This window comes from Pseudomaricurvus sp. ABR4_320 (genome assembly GCF_056159445.1).
Window position 1 is genome coordinate 414,572 of sequence record NZ_JBSWVF010000001.1, and the last position, 23,633, is coordinate 438,204.

The following is a 23,633-nucleotide window of genomic DNA, read 5'->3' on the forward strand; positions in this document are numbered from 1 at the left end:
ACATGACAGATTCTCCTGAAGACGATACGCTCGCTGCCGGCTTGCTTCACCAAGCAGGTGTCGAAGCACCATCGTTAACCCCTTCAGATGCGGGTGCAGACACGGGATTAGTTGAAGATGCCTGGATCGAAGTCATCCAAAAAATGGATGCCGTCTACGCCGATCTGGTAAGACACCAATTGCAGCTGGAAGAAAAAAACGCTGCGCTGGAATCCGCCAAACAGTTTATCGACAGCGTCCTGTCATCTATGACAGATGTGCTCATCGTTAGTGACAGTCAGGGGCGCATCCAGGAAATCAACAGTGCGCTACAATCCCTTAGCGGTCGCTCAAGTGCCGATTTTATCGGCCATTCGCTAAGCCATATCTTCAATGATTCCGGCATTCTTGATCGCCTGCGTCAACACAGCCTGCAATCTGAGGTAAACGACTGCGAAGTGACGATTAAGGATGTGAACGACCACCCCATAGCGCTCGCTATGAGCTGTTCCGAGCGCCTGGATCAAGACGGTCGCCGCGTTGGCTTGGTGTTAATCGGCCGCCCCATCGGAGAGCTTCGGCGCGCCTATCAGGAGCTAAATACTGCCCACCAGGAGCTTCAGAGAACGCAACAGCAGCTGGTGCAGTCTGAAAAAATGGCGTCACTCGGCAGACTTGTCGCGGGCGTCGCCCACGAACTCAACAACCCAATCAGTTTTGTGTACGGCAATATGTTCGCCCTGCAGCGCTACAGCCAAAAGCTCACGTTATTTCTGAGCGATGTGCAAAAGGGAGCCTCCACCGAAGCCTTGCAAGACTTGTTCGACGACCTGAAAATTCATCGTATTATGCAGGACCTGCAACCGCTCGTTGAAGGGACCTTGGAGGGAGCCGAACGGGTTAGCGTTATTGTCCAAGATCTGAAACGCTATTCCGGCGGCCAAAAAGAGCTGCCCGCCTTATTTGATCTCGCCGGTTTGGTACGTAAAACCGTTGAATGGGTCGCCCGAGCCTCACGGACCAAACCAACCGTGAACGATCAACTGCCCGCTGAACTGGATGTCACCGCCAGCAAAGGCAAAATTCAGCAGATCCTGGTCAATCTATTGCAAAATGCCTTCGACGCCATGACCCACACAAGTTCTCCGTGCCTAACCCTGTCCTGCGTCCTCGAAGCGGATCAACTCGCCTTGCAGATCAGCGACAATGGACCTGGTATTCCAACCGAGCATTTTGCCAATATCTTCGATCCTTTTTTTACCAGCAAACCGGTGGGTCAAGGCACTGGGTTGGGCTTGTATATTAGTTACGGTCAGGCACAAGAGCTCGGTGGTGATCTGCAGGCAACCAATAACCCTGCGGGCGGCGCCACTTTTACGCTTCGAATTCCCAAAGAAAATCTGACAGGCTCACATGCGCCCACTTAATCTTCTCTGGCTGCAATCCGGTGGTTGTGGCGGCTGCTCCATGTCGTTACTCGGGGCGGAAAATCCCGACCTGTTTACTGCCTTGGATGCTGCGGGTATTCATCTTCTCTGGCATCCCTCACTCAGCGAGCAAAGTGGAGGAGGACTTGAGCAACTGATAGAGGATGTTCTTGCGGAGCACCTCCCACTGGATATTTTCTGCCTGGAAGGATCTGTGATGCAGGGACCGAATGGCACGGGCTTGTTTCACCGGCTACCGAATGGAACCCCGATGAGAGACCGTATTGCAGCACTGGCAGACAAAGCCAAGCACGTTATTGCAGTCGGCTCTTGCGCTGCCTTTGGCGGCATGACCGCTGGCGGTGGCAACCCTGGAGAAGCCTGCGGTTTACAATACGACGGAACAACGCCAGGAGGTCTTCTTGGTGAATCGTATCGCAGCGGCGCAGACCGTTCTGTCGTCAACATTGCTGGCTGCCCCGTGCACCCCGGCTGGGTCACCGATACCTTGGCCCAACTCAGCTTGGACGGTGATCAACCGGAGGCGTGGGATGAATGGCAACGCCCACGCAGTTATACCGATCATTTGGTACATCACGGCTGCCCTCGCAACGAATTCTACGAATTTAAAGCCAGCGCAGAAAGGCCATCAGATCTCGGCTGCATGATGGAAAATATGGGCTGCCTGGGGACACAGGCGAGAGGCGATTGCAACACTCGGTTGTGGAACGGAGACGGCTCCTGCTTGCGCGGAGGCTATGCATGCATCAACTGCACAGCGCCGGAGTTTGAAGAGCCAGGACACAGTTTTCAGAAAACCCCGAAAATCGGCGGTATCCCCGTTGGTTTGCCCACCGATATGCCGAAGGCCTGGTTCGTTGCCTTGGCCGGGTTGGCCAAAGCCGCTACGCCAGAACGGCTGCGCCAAAACGCCACTGAGGACTACATCAAAATCATTCCCGGTAAAAAAGGGCCGCGCAAATGAGCCGGCGCATCATCGGCCCCTTTAACCGGGTCGAAGGAGATCTTGAGGTCAAGGTCGAACTAAGCGACGGACAGGTGCAGGATGCCTGGGTAACCTCACCGCTGTTTCGCGGATTTGAACAGATGCTGGAAGGCAAAGATCCACTCGATGCCTTGGTGTATGTTCCGCGAATCTGCGGTATCTGCTCGGTGGCGCAATCAATTGCGGCGACGACTGCGATCGCCCAGGCTCAAGGTTTGACGCCTGCAACAAATGGACAGCTTGCTGCCAACATCATCCTGGCCAATGAAAATATCACCGACCATCTGACCCATTTCTATCTGTTTTTTATGCCGGATTTCGCCCGTGAGATCTATGGCAGGGAATCATGGTTTCAACCAACTCAATCCCGATTTCAGGCGCATAAAGGTAGCGCCGCCGGCGACTTTCTTCCCCAGAGAGCCCAGTTTCTTCACATCATGGGCATTCTCGCCGGTAAATGGCCTCATTCACTCGCACTGCAGCCCGGCGGGAGCAGTCGCGCCGTAGAGTCTCAGGAAAGAACGCGATTGCTGGCCTTGATCTATGGCTGTCGGCGCTTTCTGGAAAATACCCTCTATGGAGATTCCCTCGAATCCTTTGCCGAGCTCGACTCTGCAGCGGCCTTAAACCACTGGCAGTTAGCCTCATCAAATGGCGACTTGCGACACTTTTTGCGCTTGGCGGAAGATTTAGAGCTGGCACAGCTCGGCAAAGCGACGGGCCGATTTCTGAGTTTCGGTGCCTATCCCATCGACAACAAACCACTGTTCGCCTCCGGAGTGTGGTTTCAAGGGAAACAAAAACCTCTACAGCCGCGCAAGATTACCGAAGACATCAGCCACAGCTGGATGGAAGCAAAATCCATGGTTGCCCACCCTTACCTCGGTGAAACTCGCCCCAGCATGGATCAACCCCAGGGCTACACCTGGTGTAAAGCTCCCCGTCTGGATGGACAAGTTGTCGAAGTCGGTGCTCTGGCGCGCCAAGCCAACGATGGTCACCCGCTCATCACCGATCTGCTTTTGCGTGAAGGAGGTAATGTTCGTACACGGATTATCGCCCGCCTCCTAGAGGCCGCCCGACTGATACCTGCCATGGAAACCTGGGCCAAGGCACTGCGACCCAAGGAGGCATTCTGTCATCAAGCCCCCGTACCTGAAGACGCCGAAGGTGCGGGTTTGATCGAAGCTGCCCGAGGCAGCCTGGGTCACTGGTTGCGAATTCGTCAGGGCAAGCTGGAAACCTATCAAATTGTCGCTCCAACGACGTGGAATTTTTCGCCGAGAGATCATACCGGCACACGCGGTGCACTTGAACAGGCCCTGATTGGCGCCCCTCAGCGAGAGGGGGAAACAGAACCTGTTGCTATTCAGCATATTGTTCGCTCCTTCGACCCCTGCATGGTTTGCACGGTGCACTGATGCTGTGCTGGAAGATTCGGCTCACGGGTGTTGTTCAGGGGGTCGGAATGCGTCCTACCATTTGGCGAATCGCCCGTAAACAACAGCTGACTGGCGAAGTATACAATGACGGTCAGGGTGTGGGCATCGTCCTACGGACACACGATGAACAGCAACTTCAAAGCTTTCTTACCAGCGTGCGTCAAGAGTGCCCTCCTCTTGCGACACTGGAACAGATCATTGTCGAAACGGCTGCAGATTCACCCTCCTCAAACACCTTTGATATCCAGTTCAGTCGTGACGGAAATACTCAGACTGGAGTAGCTGCCGACGCTGCGACCTGCCCAGACTGCCTGCGAGAAATACGGGATACACAAGAGCGCCGCCATAATTATGCCTTTACCAATTGCACCCATTGTGGACCGCGGCTGTCGATAATTACCTCTGTGCCCTACGACCGCGCTCACACCAGTATGGTGAACTTTGTCCTGTGTCATGCCTGCGAGGAAGAATACAAAAATCCTGCTGATCGACGCTTTCATGCGCAACCTATTGCCTGCCCAGACTGTGGGCCAACGCTGTGGCTTGAACAGTATATGAATGGTCTCTCTGAAAAATTGACAGCGAACAACCCCTTTCTGACTGCAGCACACCAACTGAAAAACGGCGGCATACTGGCCATCAAAGGTATTGGCGGCTTTCACTTAGCGTGCAACGGCGCCGATGCCAACGCCGTTGCTGAACTGAGGCGACGCAAGCATCGCTACGCGAAACCTCTAGCCTTAATGGCATCTTCCATCTCAGAAGTGTCTCGTTACGTAAACGTTACCGAGGCAGATAAAATACTGCTTGAGAGTCCTGCCGCACCGGTGGTCCTATTGCCAAAAGCCGGAGAGGCACTGCCGGAAGAACTGGCACCGGGACAGTCGCATCTCGGCTTTATGTTGCCCTACACCCCACTCCACCACTTACTTCTGGATTGCGTGGATTTTCCGTTGGTCATGACATCGGGCAACATCAGCGGCGAACCTCAATGTATTGACAATGACGAAGCCCGTCGTCAACTCGGCCCTCTTGTCGACCTGCTGATGTTGCATGATCGCCCCATCATCAATCGGCTGGATGACTCTGTTGTTCGAACAACTCACGGCAGACAACAAACGCTCAGGCGCGCTAGAGGTTATGCTCCGCAACCTCTCTATGTTTCGAATTCAGTGATCAGCAACGCGCCAAGGGTTTTGGCGATGGGCGCAGGGCTTAAAAACACTTTCTGCCTGCTAAATAAACAGCAAGCTGTCGTTTCACAACACAACGGTGATCTCGAGAGCGCAACCGCCTTTAAAGCCTACCGCCACGCTGTAGATTTGTATTTGGATCTCTACGACTATTCACCTGACGCCATCGCCGTCGATCGTCACTCGGATTATCCATCAAGCCAATGGGGACGAGAGCTATCACAACGCCTACAAGTCCCCATTGTAGAAGTGCAGCATCACCACGCGCACATTGCAGCGACGATGGTAGAACACAACATAGATTCAACTAGGGACGTGTTGGGAGTCGCGCTCGACGGCTTGGGATATGGCGACAACGGACAAATATGGGGCGGAGAATTTTTGCGATGCAACTACCGCCTTAGTCAGAGACTCTTTTCTTTTGACGCCGTGCCTATGCCTGGTGGTGCGATGGCGATGCGACAACCCTGGCGAAATACCTATACGCACCTGCGTCGCTTGAAAGACTGGCAAACACGGACGACATCTCTACGCAATCACCCGTTTTTTCAATTTCTCCATCGGCAAAACTTGTCCATTATGGACACCATGATGTCTCGTGGGATGAACGCTCCATCTGCATCATCAGCGGGCAGATTGTTCGACGCCGTTGCCGCGCTTCTGGGGATTTGTACGGATAAAATACACTATGAGGGCGAAGCTGCGATGCGGTTGGAAGCTTTGGCCAGTGACGCCTGGTCAGAAACAATTCAAGCCTATCCATTTACCTTGACCGAAAATCAAGTGACCTGGCCACTGATGTGGCAAAGCTTACTCCAGGATATGATTCAAAAGCGTCCTATCGAAGTTATGGCTGCGCGCTTTCACCGGACACTGATTGCCGTACTTGACCAGGTGTGTACACGTCTCAGTAAACAACAAGGCATTGAGACAATTGTTTTGAGCGGTGGTGTCTTTCAGAATCAATTATTGTTATCAGAAACTGAAATAACGCTGCGTAAGCGAAAGCTGCAAGTCTTCACTGCTGAAAATTTTCCCTTAAACGACGGTGGCATTTCTTTGGGGCAAGCCGCGATTGCTGCGCACCAGCTTAAAGAAATGACGCCCTAGCAATTGGCGTCAACTTGACTTGTTATCGACAATATCCAAGACAGGAATAAATTGCTGAGAATTTTTCGAATTTCGGTAGGTCAACTCAGGAATCGACACCTGGGCTACTTCAGATTCTTGGCGTGCCGTCAGAATTTTACCGTGATGAGGTGATTTACCGCACACAGGGTCCGCCTGTGTTGCATCTCCAGTCAGCATATAGGCCTGACAGCGGCAACCGCCAAAGTCTTCCGTTTTCTCAGAGCAAGAACGACAGGGCTCCTGCATCCAGTCATAACCACGAAACTTATTAAATCCAAAAGATTCATACCAAATATGATGCAGGCTGTGATCGCGAACGTTGGGGAAGTCTACCGGCAACTGACGAGCACTGTGGCAAGGCAACGCCGTGCCATCCGGCGTCACGGTGAGAAACATTTTACCCCAGCCATTCATACAGGCTTTGGGGCGCTCCTCATAGTAATCGGGAGTCACGAAAATCAGCTTACACGGGTTGCCTTCCGCTTTTAGTTTTTCGCGATACTGATTGGTGATAGCTTCAGCGCGATCCAATTGAGATTTCGTTGGCAGTAGTCCAATTCGATTGAGATGCGCCCAGCCGTAAAACTGGCATGTTGCCAGCTCGACGTAATCAGCGTTGAGTTCGATACATAACTCAATGATACGATCAATCTGATCGATATTGTGCCGATGAGTGACAAAATTAAGCACCATCGGATAACCCTGAGCTTTAACCGCCTGCGCCATCGCCAGCTTACTGGCGAAGGCTTTACGGGAACCGGCAATGCTGTCGTTCACCTCTTTGTCGCTGGCTTGAAAAGAGATTTGTATATGATCCAGCCCAGCGGTTTTGAAATTGGCAATTTTGGCTTCGGTTAATCCAATCCCGGACGTAATCAAATTCGTGTAATAACCCAGCCGACGCGACTCAGCGATCAATTCCGCCAAATCTGGCCGAGTGAGCGGCTCGCCCCCGGAAAAACCCAGTTGAGCAGCGCCCATCGCTCGCCCTTGAGTGAGAACGTCAACCCATTCCGAGGTCGATAACTCGCTGCCAGAGCCTGCGAATTCCAGAGGGTTAGAGCAATAAGGGCACTGTAGCGGGCAGCGATAGGTCAACTCTGCCAGCAACCACAAGGGCAACTCCGCTTGATTATTCGGATTGTCCGCCATGCAATTCTATCCAGTGTTGCTCTTCCGCCACTAACATAAAGCCGTCGATATCGTCTCCCAAATCGGGTACGTCAGGAAACTGCTCCGACAGCAGACGGATAATGTCATCGACCGAACGCTGACCGTCGATGAGTTTACTGATTTCCGCCGCACTATCGTTTAATTTAATCATACCCTCTGGGTACAAGAGAACATGGCCATTTTGGGCGGGTTCAAACTGAAAGCGGTAGCCTACTCGCCAGCGTGGAATTTGTTTGCGATCAAAGGTCATATCTGGATTCCCTTATGCCACACCCTCTCACTCGTCACCGTATGATAAGGCGGGCGCTCCAACTCATAAGCCATGGACATGGCATCGAGCATCGTCCAAAGCACATCGAGTTTGAATTGCAGGATTTCAAGCATACGCTCCTGCTCTTCGCGAGTTTTATAGTGATCCAGAGTAATCTCAAGCCCGTGCTCAACATCTCGCCGGGCCTGACTCAGGCGACTGCGAAAATAATGGTAGCCGGACTCGTCGATCCAGGGATAGTGGGCGGGCCAACTGTCTAACCGAGACTGGTGAATCTGCGGCGCGAAGAGTTCTGTCAATGAGCTGCTGGCCGCTTCCTTCCAGGTGGCTCGACGAGCAAAGTTGACGTAGGCATCCACCGCAAAGCGGACCCCCGGCAATACCAGCTCTTGAGACCGAATCTGATCGGGGTCCAAGCCAACGGCTTTTCCCAACGCCAACCATGCTTCAATCCCCCCCTCTTCGCCGGGCGCACCATCGTGATCGAGAATTCGTTGCACCCAGAGTCGCCGCACGCCTCTATCCGGGCAATTGGCCATAATAGCCGCATCCTTCATCGGAATATTGACCTGGTAGTAGAAGCGGTTCGCCACCCATCCCTGAATCTGGGCTTTGGTGGCTTTGCCTTCGTACATGGCAACATGAAATGGATGGTGAATATGGTAAAAGGCGCCCTTAGCTCGCAGCGCCTCTTCAAATTCTGCCCGTGACAGAGGGCTTTGACTGCTCATATCTGCTCCTAAAGCTCGATACTCATGCCATCGTACGCCACTTCGACGCCGTGACTTAAGACTTCCGCGTGTTCAGCAGAATCTTCATCGAGAATGGGATTGGTATTGTTGATGTGAATCAAGACCTTACGCTCGGCTTTGAGCGTGTCCAGTAGCTCCAACGTGCCGCCGCTGCCACTCAAATGCAAGTGACCCATTTCACGTCCAGTTCGAGTCCCGACACCCGCTCGAGCCATCTCATCGTCATGCCAAAGGGTTCCGTCAACCAGCAGGCAATCGGCTTCCGCCATAATTGCCAGGGTCTCTTCACTGGCCTGCCCCAGGCCAGGTGCATAAAACAGCTTTTTGCCGCTGCGAAGATCTTCCACCAACAGCCCGAGGTTATCACCCGGATGGGGATCATGCCGATGGGGGGAATAAGGTGGCGCTGCGCTCAGAAGCGGGAATGGACTGATCTTCAAATTTGGACAGGCATCGATAACAAACGGCTCACCAAGAATAATTTGGCGCCATTCAGGTCCACCGTTCCAGTGGGTCAGCATCTTAAATAGAGGAAAACCGGTACTCAAATCCTCATGGACCATATCGGTACACCAGAGAGGGATAGGATAGCCCTCCCGCAGGCTGAGCAGACCCGTCGTATGGTCGATCTGACTGTCGAGTAAAACAATACCGTCGATGCCCGTATCGCGCAGGCCCCTTCCCGGTTGCATGGGCGCAAAATCAGCTAATTGAGCCCGGATATCCGGGGAGGCATTACATAGAATCCAGTGTTCGCCATCATCTGACAGCGCAATGGATGACTGGGTTCGCGCACGGGCGTTGAGAGTCCCCTTGCGAAACCCCTGACAATTTGAACAGTTACAATTCCATTGGGGAAAGCCACCCCCCGCTGCGGAGCCTAAGACCTGTATAAACATTCTTTTTATGATGAATTTTAGGTGGGTTAAAACAGAATCGCCCCGACGGAGCGGGGCGATCTGCTAAATCTTCAATCGATTAACGATTGGCGAAGTACATGGTGACTTCAAAACCAATGCGCAAATCAGTGTAAGCTGGCTTGGACCATTTCATACTAAAACCCTCATCGTACTGTTGTTATTTGTAGCCTAACGGCATTTACCAAGGGCGTAAAGCGAGGTTTCGCTTTAACCACTACCCATGATAGATGAATTGGAAGTAAGAAGCACTCCACCCTTCGGAGGATAGCGGTGCCACTTCCAATCTGTGCTACAAGCCAGGATATATACGCAGATGTCGACATAAACGCCTGACTTATTGACACAAATTTACTCCGGTTAGACAGTCACTGTCGGCCAAAAGTCCACCCGGTTATTGGATATTCAGTATTTCTGCAATTCGCACGGACATTTCGCCGCTCATGCGCCAGCGGTATTTGCTCTCCAGTCGACGAGCATCAAACAAACTTGACGCATCGACAACACCATTGACCACTTTCTGGCGAGGTGGGTCCATGACGTATCCAATGCGTTTTCGAAATTCCTGCTGATAACTCGCATCCAGCGCGCCGACTTCGTCAACCTTCGCCCGGATGCAATCAATCTGCAAAATGCGCACAGGTTTTCGGTAATACAGCTCAACAAAAACGCTGGCAATGTTCAACACCTCGCCCGCGTGTTCAGGCAAAACTTCTTTGCGCTTTAAATAAAACGCATCCATTTTTGCCTGGCTCAGCCGAATAATGTCGTTATCTTTGACGATAAAGTTTCTAACGCTGCGATTCATCACAATCTTACACTCCCCTACACGGCACTGTGTGCCGCACCGAAATGGTGAGTGTTCAAAGTAATGAAATCGCCTAAGGGGTTCCGTGAAGCAGCTCTCGTTCCCCACGTCAAAGCGACTCGCTAGAGTCGCTTTGACAGAAATTGACAATTCGAGTTTTTCGTTTTGTCGATTGGTTAGCAGTTCCGGTCAGGCGGGTTGCGGCCAGACAAACTCTGGGCGTAACCCCTCGTACACGGGTCGACCATCAGCGGGTTTCGCTTCACCCGTCGAATCATCATAAAACGCGTGGTACGTAGCCGGAAGGCTGTCAGTATCGTGTCCCATAAGGTTGGGAACGATGACACGTATGCGGTGCTGCTTATCGTCCAACATGATGGGCGTACCGCACTCAGCACAGGTGCAAAGTTCCAAAGGGCCATCGGGGTTTTGATCGTTGAACGGCTGCCGATTGAGAGCGCCCAAATTGTCGACATCGAGGTCAGAATAATTAAAAAATACCACGTGGGTTGATGGCTGACCGGTAACACGCTTGCAAACAGAACAGTGACAGGTGTGGTTATCGATGGGATCGCTATCGGATTGAGTATGAATGTGGGAACATCCACCCGTATATTTGGCCATGCTTTGAGTCCTCTATCTTACTTATTAACGTTATACAACAGGGAAACAGCCAATTTTTGCAGTCACGACTAGAGCCAAAACAAAGACCTTGGCAGCTGTTAACAACCATCTTAGCGACTAACGGCTAAGATGGTTACGTTAATCAGGCGCCTAATTCGCCATGCAGCGAAAGGTCGGCAACAACGTAGAGTACCGATACCCCAGCTAGAGGCCGGTCGTGACGTTAAATAATTCGTACAGACAATTGGAAGAAAAAAAAAACGGATCGGAACCAGCTCTATTGCCAGCCCGATCCGCTCCTCAAATCGTCAAATAGCGTGAGTGAAAAGCAATGTGCTCTTCCATAAACGACGCCATAAAATAATAACTGTGGTCATAGCCCGCTTGCATACGAATCGACATGGGGTACTCCGCATCGATACTGGCGTCTAACAACAGTCCGGTTTTTAATTGCTCTTTCAAAAAATTATCTGCGCTTCCTTGATCAACCAACACCGGCAACCTGACCGTAGAGCTGCGCACCAATTCACAGGTGTCATAGGCTTTCCAGCTGGACACATCATCTCCAAGATAATTACCCAAGGCTTTCTGCCCCCAGGGACAATTGATGGGAGACACAATAGGCGCAAAAGCTGACACAGACTGATAATTTTTTGGATTTTTAAGGGCAATGGTCAAGGCACCATGACCGCCCATCGAATGGCCAAAAATGCTGGCGCGTGCTGGATCGACTGGAAACTGCGCGTTGATCACTTCGGGCAGTTCATTCACGACATAGTCATACATGTGGTAGTGCTTTGACCATGGATCTTGCGTCGCATTGACGTAAAACCCTGCGCCCAAACCAAAATCGTAGGCACCATCGGGATCGTCGGGCACACCTTCACCACGCGGACTCGTATCGGGCGCAACGATGGCGACACCATACATGGCAGCAAATTGCTGAGCCCCTGCCTTAGTGACAAAATTTTCGTCTGTGCAGGTCAAACCAGACAACCAGTAAAGCACGGGCACTTTAGCCCCGGGCAGGCTCGCCTCGGGCGGGAGATAAATCGCAAAGACCATCTCGCAGCCTAACGCTGTGGACATATGCTTAAAGCGCAATTGCTGACCGCCAAAGCAGGTATTGGCGGCAATCTGTTCGGCCGCCATCAGTAGAGTACCACCGAGCGAATGCTCTCACCGGCATGCATCAAATCGAACGCTTTGTTGATGTCGTTTAACGGCATCGTATGCGTAATAAGGTCATCGATGTTGATCTTCCCTTCCATATACCAATCAACGATCTTTGGCACATCAGTACGGCCACGTGCACCACCAAACGCCGAGCCACGCCAAGAACGTCCAGTCACCAGCTGAAAAGGTCTCGTTGCGATCTCTTGTCCGGCACCCGCGACACCAATAATGCAACTTTCCCCCCATCCTTTATGACAGCATTCAAGCGCTTGGCGCATGACATTGACGTTACCGATACACTCGAAGCTGTAGTCGACACCGCCACCAGTCATCTGAATAAGATGGTCGACCACGTTATCCACGTCTTTTGGATTAACGAAGTCGGTCATTCCGAACTTTTTAGCCAACTCAACTTTTGCAGGGTTCAGGTCAACACCGATGATGCGGGTTGCCCCCACCATTTTGGCACCCTGAATGACGTTCAGACCGATGCCGCCGAGACCAAAAACAGCCACGGTCGAACCAGGCTCTACTTTCATCGTAAAAGCGACGGCACCTATTCCGGTTGTTACACCGCAACCGATGTAACAGATCTTGTCGAAAGGCGCGTCCTCACGCACTTTAGCCAGTGAGATTTCCGGCAGAACTGTGTAATTCGAAAAGGTCGAGCACCCCATATAGTGCAAGATGGGTTTGCCTTCGTAGGAAAACCGACTGGTGCCATCGGGCATTAACCCCTGCCCTTGAGTGGCTCTGACGGCCTGGCAAAGGTTGGTTTTTGGATTTAGACAGAAATCACATTCGCGACATTCTGCCGTGTAGAGAGGAATAACATGGTCGCCAGGCTTGAGACTTTTCACACCCTCGCCGACTTCAACAACAACGCCGGCACCTTCATGGCCGAAAATTGCGGGAAAAGCACCTTCGGGATCATCACCAGATAAGGTGAAAGCATCGGTGTGGCATACTCCGGTTGCTTTGATTTCGACAAGGACTTCGCCAGCCTTGGGGCCTTCGAGATCGACGTCGATCACTTCTAAAGGTTTACCCGCTTCAAACGCCACGGCAGCACGTGTTTTCATCCGTTATTTCTCCTGTTCTTATGTAGTGGGACTTCGGGTTTATTAAGCCTAACACCCCTAACGCCACTCAGTGAGAAAATTATAAATACTTGCTTACCGAATGATAATATACTCTTCAATCAACTCATTGTTGTTACAGAGCAACAATAATGTAAAAAGATCAGAGATTGGTATGACTGTTAAGGGACTATTGGCATGAGTCGTTGGGACAGCACAGAGATTTTCGTCACCGTTGTTCAAATGGGCAGCTTTTCCACCGCCGCCACACAACTGGGTGTCTCCAAATCCTATGTCAGCCGACAAGTCAGCCAGCTTGAAAACCGTCTCGGCGTGCAACTTCTGCAAAGAACCACGCGCAAATTGGCGCCCACAGAGACTGGCAGAGCCTATTTTGAACGCTGCGCGGATATCGTGAACCAACTGCAAGAAGTTGAGCTGTCGCTGATTGACACTCAGGAGACGCCGAGAGGCAATCTTCGCCTGACCGTTGCCGGAGCATTCGGCGAACGTTACGTGGCACCGGTTGCCGCAAATTTTATGATGCAGTATCCGGATTTACACATAGAGCTGGATTTTAGTAACCGCATGGTCGACCTGGTTACCGAAGGCTATGACTTGGCGATACGCGCAGGGGTACTAAAAGATTCATCCTTGATTGCCAGACGAATTGCCAATCGGCGCTTGCTCGTCTGCGCCAGCCGCCACTATCTGGATCGCTACGGGGTCCCGGAGGACATTCGTTCACTACGCCATCACAACTGCCTGGTGGGATCCCTATCGACTTGGCGATTTCGTGAACCCAACGGCCACCACCTCGATGTACGAGTCGACGGCAACTGGCAGAGCAACAACGGTCACGCCCTGCTCGCTGCCGCTCAGCGGGGGTTGGGGCTGGTGCAACTGCCTGAATTTTATGTTCACGCAGATATCACGGATGGGCGTCTCCTAACGGTCCTTGACGAACTGCAGCCAAGAGATACCGCGGTCTGGGCCATCTATCCGAGCAATCGCCATCTCTCGCCGAAAGTGCGACTATTTATCGACCATTTGACGCAACACTACCAGAGTGTCGACTATCTTTAAGACGCAAGCCCCGCCCAGGTCAACACGACCGCTAGCAACGACGCCGAAGTAAGACAGGTCAATGACAAACCAAGATTCCAGCGCAAAGACGCTTCACCAGCCGGATAACCCGCGACTTTTTCCATTAGGATGGCGTTGGCGGTATACGGTGTTCCATAGGCGGTGATCCCCCAACCAGTCACCATACCGATCGCTAATCCCAGCTGCGCAGCCTCAGGCCAGAGGGGTCCCAAAATACCACCAGCCAGCGTACCTGTCACAATGGGATTAACAGCCGCCAGCCCCCCGAAAAATAACAACCAAGGAACCAGGGCTGAAAGCGGTAGCCAGATCCAGCTTGGCAATTCAACCGCGGCAAAGACATGTCCGGCAACCAGAGCGCTGATGATCGCCCCCACAAACGCAGAACCGCTAACAATAGCGAGCTCATTACTATTGCCATGAAAGTTTGCCACGGGAGGAAACTGACGTTTCAGGAGATTGATCAGTCGAGCCAGGATCACAACCCCCACACAAGCCAGAGTGACGGCATTGGCGTAGGCGATGTCTGTTAGATGGGTCAACGAGAAAACACAGAGACAGATACCAATGATGATCAATGGAAACAGTATCCATGAACGTAAACTGGGCCTCTCCAAACTTGGCGGCGGCTTCCCATCTAGCGGTTCTTTTTCACGCCATGCCAAACCCAAGCACAACATCACCACAACGAAAGGTACAGAAAACATCGACAACTGCAGGCTATTGACGCCCGGTAACATCGTCAGTGTTACCACAACGCCGATCGACAGAGGCGAAGCCGCGGGTGCGGCACCAAAGCCACGCAATATCGCTCGAGCGGCATTCCGTGTCGCTGCAGAACTTCCCTCCCGCTCCTTCTGAACCGCGACCAGTGATCCCAGTATGCCAACGGAGCCAATATTAAGAGGCACCGAAACCAGAGCCGTACCAAAAACCAGACTAAGATAACGGGAGACCGATTTGCCACTAAAGAGACTTACAGACAGATTGCGCAACGCTTGTGTCCGAGACAGCACTTTTGACAGCAACATGACTGCCAGAATGAGACCGCTCAGACGCGTCACAGACTCAGTCGCTAGCAACAGTAATCCAGGATCGAGAGTGACCGCCAAGCACCCGGCGATAACGGTCGCGGTCGCAATGAGCTTGGCCGGCAATCGGGTATGCGACCATCCGGCAATGACAGCCAACAAACAGAAAATTGCTCCAAGACACGAAAACCAAATTGCACCGCTTTCCAGGAAAGCGGTGATCAGTGCCATTAACAGGACACAATATGAGAACAGAGAAGCCAAGAGAGGTACCACGGAATGACGATGGAATAAGTCGGAAATAACCCTTCACCCGACCCGCCATGAAGAACATCAAAACCGCAGTGGCGCAAAACAGAATCCGGTGTCAGACCTATTTTACGCCAATCGACCAACAATCGATCAACGTTTTCTTACCCGCCTCTCCTTTTTACGTCGCTTTGCGCGCGGCTTCCCGTGCCTCGGCGTAGCGTTGACGGCGAAACTCTTCAAAGCCGATGCGTTGCTCAAACCCGGCATCAGTTGGATAAGACCGGAAATCCTCCAGATATTCTTCAAACAGCGCAGAGAGTTCTTCTTTAAATTCCGGGTGGGAGAAGATCACCATACGATTCTCCCTCATGGCCTCTAGCACTCTTTCAGCAATCACATCTGGCTCCATGCCAAATTCGTGCACTTCTGACAAGCGCTTAACATTGTCAACGTCGACTGGTTTTGCCTGCGCTTTTAAGGTTTCCGGACGTATGTCATCACTGGCGTAAATATAGCTTTTAACCAAACCTGGACAGAGAATCGACACTCCAATTCCATGAGGCGCCAAACTGTAACGCAAAGATTCCGTCAGACCACGCACCGCAAACTTCGTCGTGTTATAGATACCCGGGGCACCGGATGCCAACCAGCTGGCCATTGACCCGGTATTGACGATATAGCCCCCTTCTCCGCGAGCTTTCATCCTCGGCACAAACGTCTGGATGCCGTTTATTGGGCCATGCAGATTCACCCCCATCACCCAATCCCAGTCGTCATAACTGGACTCGTCAATCGTCTGAAAGAGATTGATCCCCGCATTGTTGAATAACAGCGACACAGGCCCCAAGGTTTCTTCAACCTTGTCCGCGGCCACGGCAAAGTCATCCCGACGGGAAACATCCAACTGCACACCCATAACCGACGGCGAATCCAACTCAACGATCGTTTTGTCGATCGATTCCTGCCGGATATCAGCAATAGCAACCTTACACCCTTCTCGCAAAAGTGCTCGCGCCAGCCCAAACCCAACACCATTGGCGCCACCGGTAACGAAGGCTGTTCTACCGTTTAATTCAATCATACTTATTGTCCTATGACTTAATGTGCTTCAACAGAAGCACGATCAGGAAGATTTCAGCCTTCTCTGACGTTCGATTTCAGCGGGATGAATTGGATTGTGGAAGAGCACAGAAAATGTCTTCCGATACTCCTCATTTTCCGGCAGTTTAGGCACAGCTGCGCGCATAGCTTCAGTGCGATCTTCAATGCCCTGACGAAACTCGCTATGGGTCATGATATAGAGTTCATCATTGAGGATACCTTGCAGTACTCGCTCACCCACTTCCTCTTTGGTTTGATAGAGATGGAAGAAACTGCCACCCTGCTGTCGCCCCTTATCGGCATCCGCATAACCTGTGTCGTTCAAATCGGCGGGCCGGGTTTTAGCAGCATCGGCAATGTTGGATTGCACGGCGCCGGGACAAAACGCTGAACAGATAATACCTTTCGGTTCCAGCTCTCCCCTCATCAGCTCCATCATATGAACTGAAGCGCCTTTGCTGACACCGTATATTGTTGCGCCAGCATGGGGAACCAACCCAGACATGGAGGCGGTATTGACGATGTGTCCACCCTCACCATGGGCGAGCATCCTTGGCAGCATGGTGACGATACCGTTTATCGTTCCGCCAAGATTCACCCCCATCACCCAGTCCCAATCGGCGTAGGTTGCGATTTCTGTGGGACCAACCACAGCGACGCCCGCGTTGTTGCACAACAGATGGATTTTACCAAACTGTGCTTCTGCGGCGTCAGCGGCGCGGGCGTAATCATCCCTGTCGGTGATATCAACCGTTAACGGCAGCACATTATTCGCACCGCCAAATTCATCAATTGCCGCCGCGAGATGATCATCGCGAATATCAGCAATCACCACATTCATACCAGCCCCATGCAAGGCTTTCGCTATCCCCAACCCAATGCCACTGGCACCACCGGTGATAAACGCGGTTTTCCCTTGAAGATTTTGCATTATTATTTGCTCACTGTTCTCATTCTAACCGTGAAAACCGGCTCCACCTTAACGGATGCCGGCCTCGCCAAGTCTGTGATTACCGATGAGGTAAACACACACATTGAAAGATGTTTGCACCGGGCTAGAAAACCCGATCATCACTGGTAAAACAAGATCCAAAACTGAAACCAAGGTTTCCATTGGTCGTACCATGACTCGTCAAACGGATACAATTTGATACAAACTGACGATATGTCACGGCCACAATACCCGCCACAAGTCATTCAAATAGAAACCATGCGTACGATATTTGACAGTAGAATGCCGTTAAGATATTGAAAAATAGACGATATTTACCTGCAGGCCGCGTAAAGCCTACAGCAACCTGCCAAAAAAGAGTGGTTACCAAATGCGAACCAACCACAAATGCGAACAGCAATACAAACAATATTGTTTTGTAACCCATTGTTTTTATTAGATTTTTTTGACTGACGTCAACTTTTGACGTAGACTGCTTGCAATCTTCGACAATGCAGAGGAATCAGTCATGCAAGGCGATCCAGCAATCCTAGCTCAGCTCAACAAAGTGTTGACGAGCGAACTCACCTCCATAAACCAATACTTTCTCCATGCCCGCATGTACAAGAACTGGGGCCTGGATGAACTCAACGAGAAATGCTACAAAAAATCCATTAAGGATATGAAACAGGCCGATGATTTAATCGAGCGAATCCTGTTTCTGGAAGGCCTGCCTAACCTGCAGCACCTTGAGAAATTGCGCATTGGTGAACATGCGGAAGAAATGCTCAAATGCGATTTCGACTACGAAACCGAGTATTTGCCTCTGCTTCGCGAATCCATCGCCCTGTGCGAAGAAAAGAAAGATTACGTGACTCGAGAAATTCTTGAAAGCATTCTCGAATACGAAGAAGAATATGTCGATTGGTTGGAAACTCAGTTCGGCCTGATCGACAAAGTGGGTATTCAGAATTATCTACAGTCCATGATGTCGGAGGACTAATCTATGAAAGGCAATTCACAAGTCATTGACGGACTCAATAAGCTTTTGGCTTACGAGTTATTAGCCATGGATCAATATTTCTGCCATGCGGAAATGTACGCAGATCAGGGGCTGTGGAAGCTTTACGAGCGTGTCGATCACGAATTTTACGACGAGCGAGATCATGCCAAAAAATTGATCGCTCGCATTCTGTTCCTCGAAGGCAGACCGGATATGGTAACGCGTGAGGCTATCCGCATTGGGAAAGATGTGCCCGATATGTTGGACGCCGATCTGCAAGTGGAATACGCCGTTGCTAATGCACTGAAAGATGTCATTGCCGTATGCGAAACCGTTAAGGATTACCAAACTCGAGAAATTCTCGAAGAATTACTCGATGATACCGAAGTTGATCACGCTTGGTGGCTCGAAAAGCAACTGGGCCTGATTCAGAAAGTGGGATTGGAAAATTATCAGCAAGCCATGATGGGAGAAGAGCCCAGCCCGGGAAGCTGATACCCCACTCTGAAAAAAACGTCCATAAAAAAACCAGCTTAGAGCTGGTTTTTTTATGGCTACAGATCTTAGACTTCTCAGGTAATCACCGCTTTAACTTCCGCCTCCCCCGCTGCGATACTGCGCTGAATCAACGGTGCTATTGTTTGCCCCTGTACGATGATAGAAAAGATCACGACCACATAGGTCATCAGCAAAATCAGGCTGTGCAAATCGGCGCCATGAATGCTCAGCGAACCGGCAGGAATAGATGCCGCCATCGCCAAGGCCAAACCGCCTCGCAACCCTCCCCAGGTTAAAATTGCAACCGAATGCGCATCGTACTGACGAAAGCGACGAAACAGAAAAAACGGTATCCCCACACTGATAAAACGAGACAACAACACCAAGGGAATCATGATGAAAGCGATGCCGATTTCCGCGAGAGAAACGGGAAACGTCACCAACAGCAATCCAATCAACAGAAACAACAACGCATTGAGAATGCTGTCGGTTGCATGCCAAAAATGCTGCACATTCGCGCTACTGTGATTGGGATCGCGCGCCTTTAATCGCGCACGGGTCACATTGCCAATAAAGATGCCAGCCACAACCATCGCCAAGGCGCCGGAGATTTCCAATACGTTTGCCAACGCAAAACCGGCGGAAGGAACACACATACTGATAAGGACACGAATATTAGAGTCTCGGGTATTGATCAAAAGTATATGGCTGAGCAACGCCAGGACAAACCCAAACAAAACGCCGCCTAACGCGTCTTTGAAAAACAATTCCGCAACACTGCCAACACTGGGTTCTGTTCCCAAAAATGCAACAGAAAATAAGGTGGTAAATACCACCAGACCAACACCATCGTTGAATAGGGACTCACCTTCCACTTTAATGGAAATGCCCTCTGGCGCTTTCATCTGCTTAATGATCGCCAATACCGCGATGGGGTCCGTCGGGCTGATCAACGCCCCAAACAACAGACAGTAAATCAGTGGAATGCCCCAACCAACCAACTGCAACGCCCAGTAAGCGAGATAGCCGACCATTACAGTTGACGCCAGGGTTGAAAACAGGACCAGAATGGTAATTTCCCAGCGCCGCTTTCGCATCGCGTGTAAATCGATCTCAAGCGCGCCAGCAAACAGCAAAAAACCTAACATCCCCTTGAGCAACAACTGATTAAAATCCAAGCTGGATACCGTTTCCATTACGGATCGGGCGATGCCGTGATCCACCCAGCGCACCAGAGCCATCAACAACAATGAGATGACAACGGAACCCGTAGTAATGGCAATCGTTGGCTGCAGCTTAAGAATGTACTGATTGGCAAAAACGATAAATACCGCCAACGCGGAAAGAAAACACAGAAGATACCAAGCGCTCATGGCATAGAGTCCTAAACAAACATAGAAACGGACGCAGAGCTTTTTTAATCAACCCTGCTTGATCAAAAAAGCTCTGATAAAGACGTACCTGCCGGAGGTGGTATCCCACATCCTTTAGACCGGTTGCAGAACACCCCAGGAAAGAACCATCAGAAAACGGTCAAGAATACCCTAGATGCCAAAAAAGGGATTAAAAACAGACAAAACTTTTCAAGCAGCGCCTAACGCTCATCCAATCTCGCCTTTTTTATGCTTGACGCTTGCCAAAGATAAAAAATGGCAGGCAGAACCAAAAGCGAAAGTACCATGGCCGTTATCATACCCCCCACCATCGGGGCAGCTATTCGACGCATAATCTCGGATCCAGTTCCCGCCCCAAACAAAATAGGCAGCAACCCCAAAATGATTGACGTGGCGGTCATCATCACCGGTCGCACCCTGAGTCCGGCGCCCTCCGCGATCGCCGTTTTCAATACCTTCAGCTGGACCTGTTGAGACTCAGTCCCACCGGTTGTGCGATCACGCCAAGCATGCTCAAGATATACCAGCATAATGACGCCAATTTCAACCGCCACGCCAGCCAAAGCAATCATTCCAACCCCAACAGCAACAGAAAAGTTAAAGTCGAGCCAATACAGCAGCCAAAGGCTGCCGAGTAAGGCAAAGGGAAGCGTCAACATCAATATGGCGACTTCTGTAAATCCCCGAAAATTGAGGTAGAGCAACAGAGCGATAATTGCCAGAGTCATCGGCACCACCAGAGACAAGGTTTCCTGGGCTCGCTCCATATATTCATACTGCCCAGCCCAGGTTAAGGAGTAACCCGGAGGCAGTTGGATTGACTCTGCCACCCTAGCTTTCGCCTGTTCGACATAGTGCCCGATATCCACCCCATCAATATCGATAAAGGTCCAGCCGTTGGGACGAGCATTTTCACTTTTAATCCCTGGAGGTCCATCGGCGATTTGAATATTAGCAATTTCGCCCAGGGGCAATTGAGCCCCCGTCGGACTGATGATTAAGAGCTGCCGTAGATCTTCCGGAGAATCCCGAAAGGCCTGAGGAAACCTTACATTAACAGGATAACGTTCCAACCCTTCAACCGTTTGCGTCACCGACATGCCACCGACCGCAAGCGCCAGTTGCGACTGGACATCCTGAATACTGAGTCCGTACCTGGCAGCTTTCTGTCGATCAATATCAATGTTCAGATAACGTCCCCCGACAACTCGCTCAGAATAAACAGAGGCCGTTCCGGGTAGGTCAGACAGTATCTCTTCCAGTTGTTTTCCGATGTTTTGAATGGCCGCCAAATCTGGCCCGGCCACTTTAATGCCGGCGGGCGTTTTGATACCCGTCGCCAACATGTCGATACGGGTTTTTATGGGCATTACCCAGGCATTGGTCAACCCTGGCAACTGTACTCGCCGATTGAGTTCCTGCTTGAGCTTTTCAGTGGTCATTCCCTCACGCCATTCACTGCGCGGCTTTAACTGTATGAATGTTTCAATCATGGTCAATGGGGCTGGGTCCGTTGCGGTATCCGCTCGCCCCACTTTGCCAAACACACTGTCCACTTCAGGAATTTGAGCGATCATTCGATCGGTCACCTGAAGTACCTGCCGCGCTTCACCAATTGAAATTCCCGGATAGGTGGTCGGCATATACATCAGGTCGCCCTCATCGAGAGGCGGCATAAATTCCGACCCGACTCGACTCAACGGCCACATTATCGTGGAAAGCAGTAATAACGCCAGTACGAGGGTTAATTTGGGAAACCGCAATACACAGTCTAAAACAGGTCGATAGAGAGCAATTAACGCGCGATTAAGAGGATTGCGGTGTTCGGGCAAAATCTTGCCTCGAACCACATAGCCCATTAATACGGGCACCAGGGTAATCGACAATATCGCCGCTGCCGCCATGGCATAGGTTTTCGTAAAGGCCAGAGGGCTAAACATGCGCCCTTCCTGATTTTCCAACGCAAATACCGGCGCGAAACTCACCGTGATGATTAACAGACTGAAAAACAGTGCTGGTCCAACTTCCCGGGTCGCTTGGGCGACAAGCTGCCAACGATTCGCTTTGGTTAACGGTGTGCGCTCCATATGCTTGTGCAGGTTTTCCACCATCACAATGGCGCCGTCAACCATAGCTCCAATGGCAATGGCAATACCGCCCAATGACATGATGTTGGCGTTAATTCCCTGGATATGCATGACCGTAAACGCGGCTAGTATCGCGACCGGCAGAGTGATTATGGCGACCAGAGAAGAACGTAAATGAAACAAAAAGACCAAGCACACTAAAGCGACGACGACGAACTCTTCGAGCAGTTTATGCCAGAGGTTATCAATCGCCCGGTCAATAAGCCCTGAGCGGTCGTACACTGGCACTATCTCAACGCCTTCAGGCAGACCCGACTTGAGTTCTGCCAGCTTCGCTTTCACTCCAGCAATGGTCGCCTTGGCATTTTCGCCGTAACGCATGACGATGATGCCGCCAACCGCTTCTCCCTCACCGTTCAAATCCGCCACACCTCGTCGCATCTGAGGGCCGACGCGTACATCTGCAATCTGACCTAAAAGCAGCGGAGTGCCTTTCTCGGTAACACCGAGAGAAATGTTTCGAATATCCTCAAGGGAATCCAGATAGCCACTTGCCCGAATCATGTATTCCGCTTCAGACATTTCGACAACAGACGCGCCGACCTCTTGATTACTGGAACGAATGGCAGCGGCAATCTTAGGCATAGTCAACCCATAAGCGCGCAAGCGATCCGGCGCGACAACCACCTGATATTGTTTGACCATACCCCCGACGGTCGCAACTTCGGACACACCATCAACCGTTTGCAACTCAAATTTTAAAAACCAGTCCTGCAAACTTCGCAATTCGGAGAGATCATGTTGACCGGTGGAATCCACGAGCGCATACAGGTATACCCAGCCAACGCCTGTGGCGTCGGGCCCCAGTTGTGGTTTTGCAGTCTCCGGCAAATTGGGTGTTACCTGACTGAGATATTCCAGTACTCTGCTGCGTGCCCAATAGAGATCCGTGTCGTCATCGAACAGGACATAAACATAGGAATCTCCGAAGAACGAGTAACCGCGAACGGTTACCGCACCGGGAACCGCCAGCAACGCCGTTGTCAGAGGATAAGTCACCTGATCTTCGACCACTTGAGGCGCTTGTCCAGGATAGGAGGTTTTTACGATGACCTGAACGTCAGACAGGTCGGGTATTGCATCTATAGGCGTTTTACTTAACGAATAGATACCACCAGAAGTCACGGCTAACGTCAGTAAAAGAACCAAGAAACGGTTTTTGATAGACCATTGAATGACAGCAGTGATCAT

The 23,633-nt window shown here is 51.3% G+C and carries 21 protein-coding genes; 7 read left to right on the plus strand and 14 right to left on the minus strand.

The window, feature by feature from the left end:
* Positions 1–2: 2 nt before the first annotated feature.
* Genes ACXAFR_RS01785 through hypF form a run of 4 tightly spaced genes read left to right on the plus strand, consistent with a single transcriptional unit; the run spans position 3 to position 6,157 of the window.
* Positions 3–1,406: a PAS domain-containing sensor histidine kinase gene (locus ACXAFR_RS01785; RefSeq protein WP_475171296.1), complete on the plus strand. Its 1,404-nt coding sequence runs from the start codon at positions 3–5 to the stop codon at positions 1,404–1,406.
* Entirely contained in the window at positions 1,393–2,391 is a 999-nt protein-coding gene (locus tag ACXAFR_RS01790) for an NADH-quinone oxidoreductase subunit B family protein (RefSeq protein WP_475171298.1), read from the plus strand. The genes ACXAFR_RS01785 and ACXAFR_RS01790 overlap by 14 nt, the downstream gene beginning before the upstream one ends.
* Positions 2,388–3,833 (plus strand): nickel-dependent hydrogenase large subunit, encoded by a 1,446-nt coding sequence (locus ACXAFR_RS01795; RefSeq protein WP_475171302.1) that lies wholly within the window; start codon positions 2,388–2,390, stop codon positions 3,831–3,833. The genes ACXAFR_RS01790 and ACXAFR_RS01795 overlap by 4 nt, the downstream gene beginning before the upstream one ends.
* Positions 3,833–6,157 carry a carbamoyltransferase HypF gene (gene hypF, locus ACXAFR_RS01800; RefSeq protein WP_475171306.1) on the plus strand — a complete coding sequence of 775 codons (2,325 nt, stop codon included), beginning with the start codon at positions 3,833–3,835 and terminating at the stop codon, positions 6,155–6,157. Before ACXAFR_RS01795 ends, hypF begins: the two co-directional genes overlap by 1 nt.
* Before the next feature lie 9 nt (positions 6,158–6,166).
* Here hypF and pqqE read toward each other — a convergent pair whose 3' ends face one another.
* The 9 genes from pqqE to ACXAFR_RS01845 all read right to left on the minus strand — a co-directional run bounded on the left by pqqE (position 6,167) and on the right by ACXAFR_RS01845 (position 12,981).
* Positions 6,167–7,330, minus strand: coding sequence for a pyrroloquinoline quinone biosynthesis protein PqqE (pqqE, locus tag ACXAFR_RS01805; RefSeq protein ID WP_475171310.1), 1,164 nt, complete (start codon positions 7,328–7,330; stop codon positions 6,167–6,169).
* Positions 7,311–7,601: a pyrroloquinoline quinone biosynthesis peptide chaperone PqqD gene (gene pqqD / locus ACXAFR_RS01810; RefSeq protein ID WP_475171314.1), complete on the minus strand. Its 291-nt coding sequence runs from the start codon at positions 7,599–7,601 to the stop codon at positions 7,311–7,313. The genes pqqE and pqqD overlap by 20 nt, the downstream gene beginning before the upstream one ends.
* Entirely contained in the window at positions 7,598–8,353 is a 756-nt protein-coding gene (gene pqqC / locus ACXAFR_RS01815; protein ID WP_475171319.1) for a pyrroloquinoline-quinone synthase PqqC, read from the minus strand. The genes pqqD and pqqC overlap by 4 nt, the downstream gene beginning before the upstream one ends.
* Before the next feature lie 8 nt (positions 8,354–8,361).
* Positions 8,362–9,273: a pyrroloquinoline quinone biosynthesis protein PqqB gene (pqqB, locus tag ACXAFR_RS01820; RefSeq protein WP_475171324.1), complete on the minus strand. Its 912-nt coding sequence runs from the start codon at positions 9,271–9,273 to the stop codon at positions 8,362–8,364.
* 79 nt (positions 9,274–9,352) lie between these two features.
* Entirely contained in the window at positions 9,353–9,427 is a 75-nt protein-coding gene (gene pqqA / locus ACXAFR_RS01825) for a pyrroloquinoline quinone precursor peptide PqqA (RefSeq protein WP_299200213.1), read from the minus strand.
* 258 nt (positions 9,428–9,685) lie between these two features.
* Positions 9,686–10,102 (minus strand): hypothetical protein, encoded by a 417-nt coding sequence (locus ACXAFR_RS01830; protein WP_475171330.1) that lies wholly within the window; start codon positions 10,100–10,102, stop codon positions 9,686–9,688.
* A 186-nt stretch (positions 10,103–10,288) separates the two neighbouring features.
* Positions 10,289–10,723, minus strand: a complete 435-nt coding sequence (locus ACXAFR_RS01835) for a GFA family protein (protein ID WP_475171336.1) — start codon at positions 10,721–10,723, stop codon at positions 10,289–10,291.
* A gap of 300 nt (positions 10,724–11,023) precedes the next feature.
* Positions 11,024–11,875, minus strand: a complete 852-nt coding sequence (gene fghA / locus ACXAFR_RS01840) for an S-formylglutathione hydrolase (RefSeq protein WP_475171339.1) — start codon at positions 11,873–11,875, stop codon at positions 11,024–11,026.
* Positions 11,875–12,981, minus strand: coding sequence for an S-(hydroxymethyl)glutathione dehydrogenase/class III alcohol dehydrogenase (locus ACXAFR_RS01845; RefSeq protein WP_475171342.1), 1,107 nt, complete (start codon positions 12,979–12,981; stop codon positions 11,875–11,877). Before ACXAFR_RS01845 ends, fghA begins: the two co-directional genes overlap by 1 nt.
* A gap of 195 nt (positions 12,982–13,176) precedes the next feature.
* Here ACXAFR_RS01845 and ACXAFR_RS01850 point away from each other — a divergent pair, with 195 nt between their 5' ends.
* Entirely contained in the window at positions 13,177–14,064 is an 888-nt protein-coding gene (locus tag ACXAFR_RS01850) for a LysR family transcriptional regulator (protein WP_475171346.1), read from the plus strand.
* On the opposite strand, the gene ACXAFR_RS01855 is transcribed toward ACXAFR_RS01850, so the two are convergent.
* From ACXAFR_RS01855 to ACXAFR_RS01865, 3 genes are all read right to left on the minus strand, one after another.
* The gene (locus tag ACXAFR_RS01855; RefSeq protein ID WP_475171349.1) at positions 14,061–15,347 is read right to left on the minus strand and encodes a hypothetical protein; all 1,287 of its coding nucleotides are present in this window, start codon (positions 15,345–15,347) and stop codon (positions 14,061–14,063) included. The genes ACXAFR_RS01850 and ACXAFR_RS01855 overlap by 4 nt on opposite strands.
* 199 nt (positions 15,348–15,546) lie before the next feature.
* Entirely contained in the window at positions 15,547–16,449 is a 903-nt protein-coding gene (locus ACXAFR_RS01860) for an SDR family oxidoreductase (RefSeq protein ID WP_475171353.1), read from the minus strand.
* Between the two features lie 42 nt (positions 16,450–16,491).
* Positions 16,492–17,400: an SDR family NAD(P)-dependent oxidoreductase gene (locus ACXAFR_RS01865; RefSeq protein ID WP_475171359.1), complete on the minus strand. Its 909-nt coding sequence runs from the start codon at positions 17,398–17,400 to the stop codon at positions 16,492–16,494.
* A gap of 529 nt (positions 17,401–17,929) precedes the next feature.
* On the opposite strand from ACXAFR_RS01865, the gene bfr (ACXAFR_RS01870) reads away from it, so the two are divergent.
* Both bfr (ACXAFR_RS01870) and bfr (ACXAFR_RS01875) read left to right on the plus strand, forming a co-directional pair.
* A complete protein-coding gene (gene bfr, locus ACXAFR_RS01870; protein WP_475171364.1) occupies positions 17,930–18,403 on the plus strand; it encodes a bacterioferritin in 474 nt (157 codons plus the stop codon).
* Between the two features lie 3 nt (positions 18,404–18,406).
* Complete coding sequence (bfr, locus tag ACXAFR_RS01875) at positions 18,407–18,898, plus strand: bacterioferritin (RefSeq protein WP_475171367.1); 492 nt, start codon at positions 18,407–18,409, stop codon at positions 18,896–18,898.
* Positions 18,899–18,975: 77 nt separating this feature from the next.
* Here the strand turns inward: bfr (ACXAFR_RS01875) and ACXAFR_RS01880 are convergent, their stop codons facing one another.
* Both ACXAFR_RS01880 and ACXAFR_RS01885 read right to left on the minus strand, forming a co-directional pair.
* Positions 18,976–20,274, minus strand: a complete 1,299-nt coding sequence (locus ACXAFR_RS01880; RefSeq protein ID WP_475171370.1) for a cation:proton antiporter — start codon at positions 20,272–20,274, stop codon at positions 18,976–18,978.
* 221 nt (positions 20,275–20,495) lie between these two features.
* Positions 20,496–23,633 carry an efflux RND transporter permease subunit gene (locus ACXAFR_RS01885; protein WP_475171374.1) on the minus strand — a complete coding sequence of 1,046 codons (3,138 nt, stop codon included), beginning with the start codon at positions 23,631–23,633 and terminating at the stop codon, positions 20,496–20,498.

Excerpts from the sequence above, each read along its gene's own strand:
- ACXAFR_RS01880 (WP_475171370.1), bottom strand. The coding sequence starts at position 20,274 with ATGAGCGCTTGGTATCTTCTGTGTTTTCTTTCCGCGTTGGCGGTATTT.
- fghA (WP_475171339.1), bottom strand. The coding sequence starts at position 11,875 with ATGGCGGCCGAACAGATTGCCGCCAATACCTGCTTTGGCGGTCAGCAA.
- ACXAFR_RS01795 (WP_475171302.1), top strand. The coding sequence starts at position 2,388 with ATGAGCCGGCGCATCATCGGCCCCTTTAACCGGGTCGAAGGAGATCTT.
- ACXAFR_RS01885 (WP_475171374.1), bottom strand. The coding sequence starts at position 23,633 with ATGATCACTGCTGTCATTCAATGGTCTATCAAAAACCGTTTCTTGGTT.
- ACXAFR_RS01835 (WP_475171336.1), bottom strand. The coding sequence starts at position 10,723 with ATGGCCAAATATACGGGTGGATGTTCCCACATTCATACTCAATCCGAT.
- ACXAFR_RS01850 (WP_475171346.1), top strand. The coding sequence starts at position 13,177 with ATGAGTCGTTGGGACAGCACAGAGATTTTCGTCACCGTTGTTCAAATG.
- hypF (WP_475171306.1), top strand. The coding sequence starts at position 3,833 with ATGCTGTGCTGGAAGATTCGGCTCACGGGTGTTGTTCAGGGGGTCGGA.
- ACXAFR_RS01855 (WP_475171349.1), bottom strand. The coding sequence starts at position 15,347 with ATGGCACTGATCACCGCTTTCCTGGAAAGCGGTGCAATTTGGTTTTCG.
- pqqD (WP_475171314.1), bottom strand. The coding sequence starts at position 7,601 with ATGACCTTTGATCGCAAACAAATTCCACGCTGGCGAGTAGGCTACCGC.
- ACXAFR_RS01845 (WP_475171342.1), bottom strand. The coding sequence starts at position 12,981 with ATGAAAACACGTGCTGCCGTGGCGTTTGAAGCGGGTAAACCTTTAGAA.
- pqqE (WP_475171310.1), bottom strand. The coding sequence starts at position 7,330 with ATGGCGGACAATCCGAATAATCAAGCGGAGTTGCCCTTGTGGTTGCTG.
- ACXAFR_RS01865 (WP_475171359.1), bottom strand. The coding sequence starts at position 17,400 with ATGCAAAATCTTCAAGGGAAAACCGCGTTTATCACCGGTGGTGCCAGT.
- pqqC (WP_475171319.1), bottom strand. The coding sequence starts at position 8,353 with ATGAGCAGTCAAAGCCCTCTGTCACGGGCAGAATTTGAAGAGGCGCTG.
- ACXAFR_RS01790 (WP_475171298.1), top strand. The coding sequence starts at position 1,393 with ATGCGCCCACTTAATCTTCTCTGGCTGCAATCCGGTGGTTGTGGCGGC.
- bfr (WP_475171364.1), top strand. The coding sequence starts at position 17,930 with ATGCAAGGCGATCCAGCAATCCTAGCTCAGCTCAACAAAGTGTTGACG.
- ACXAFR_RS01860 (WP_475171353.1), bottom strand. The coding sequence starts at position 16,449 with ATGATTGAATTAAACGGTAGAACAGCCTTCGTTACCGGTGGCGCCAAT.
- bfr (WP_475171367.1), top strand. The coding sequence starts at position 18,407 with ATGAAAGGCAATTCACAAGTCATTGACGGACTCAATAAGCTTTTGGCT.
- ACXAFR_RS01785 (WP_475171296.1), top strand. The coding sequence starts at position 3 with ATGACAGATTCTCCTGAAGACGATACGCTCGCTGCCGGCTTGCTTCAC.
- pqqB (WP_475171324.1), bottom strand. The coding sequence starts at position 9,273 with ATGTTTATACAGGTCTTAGGCTCCGCAGCGGGGGGTGGCTTTCCCCAA.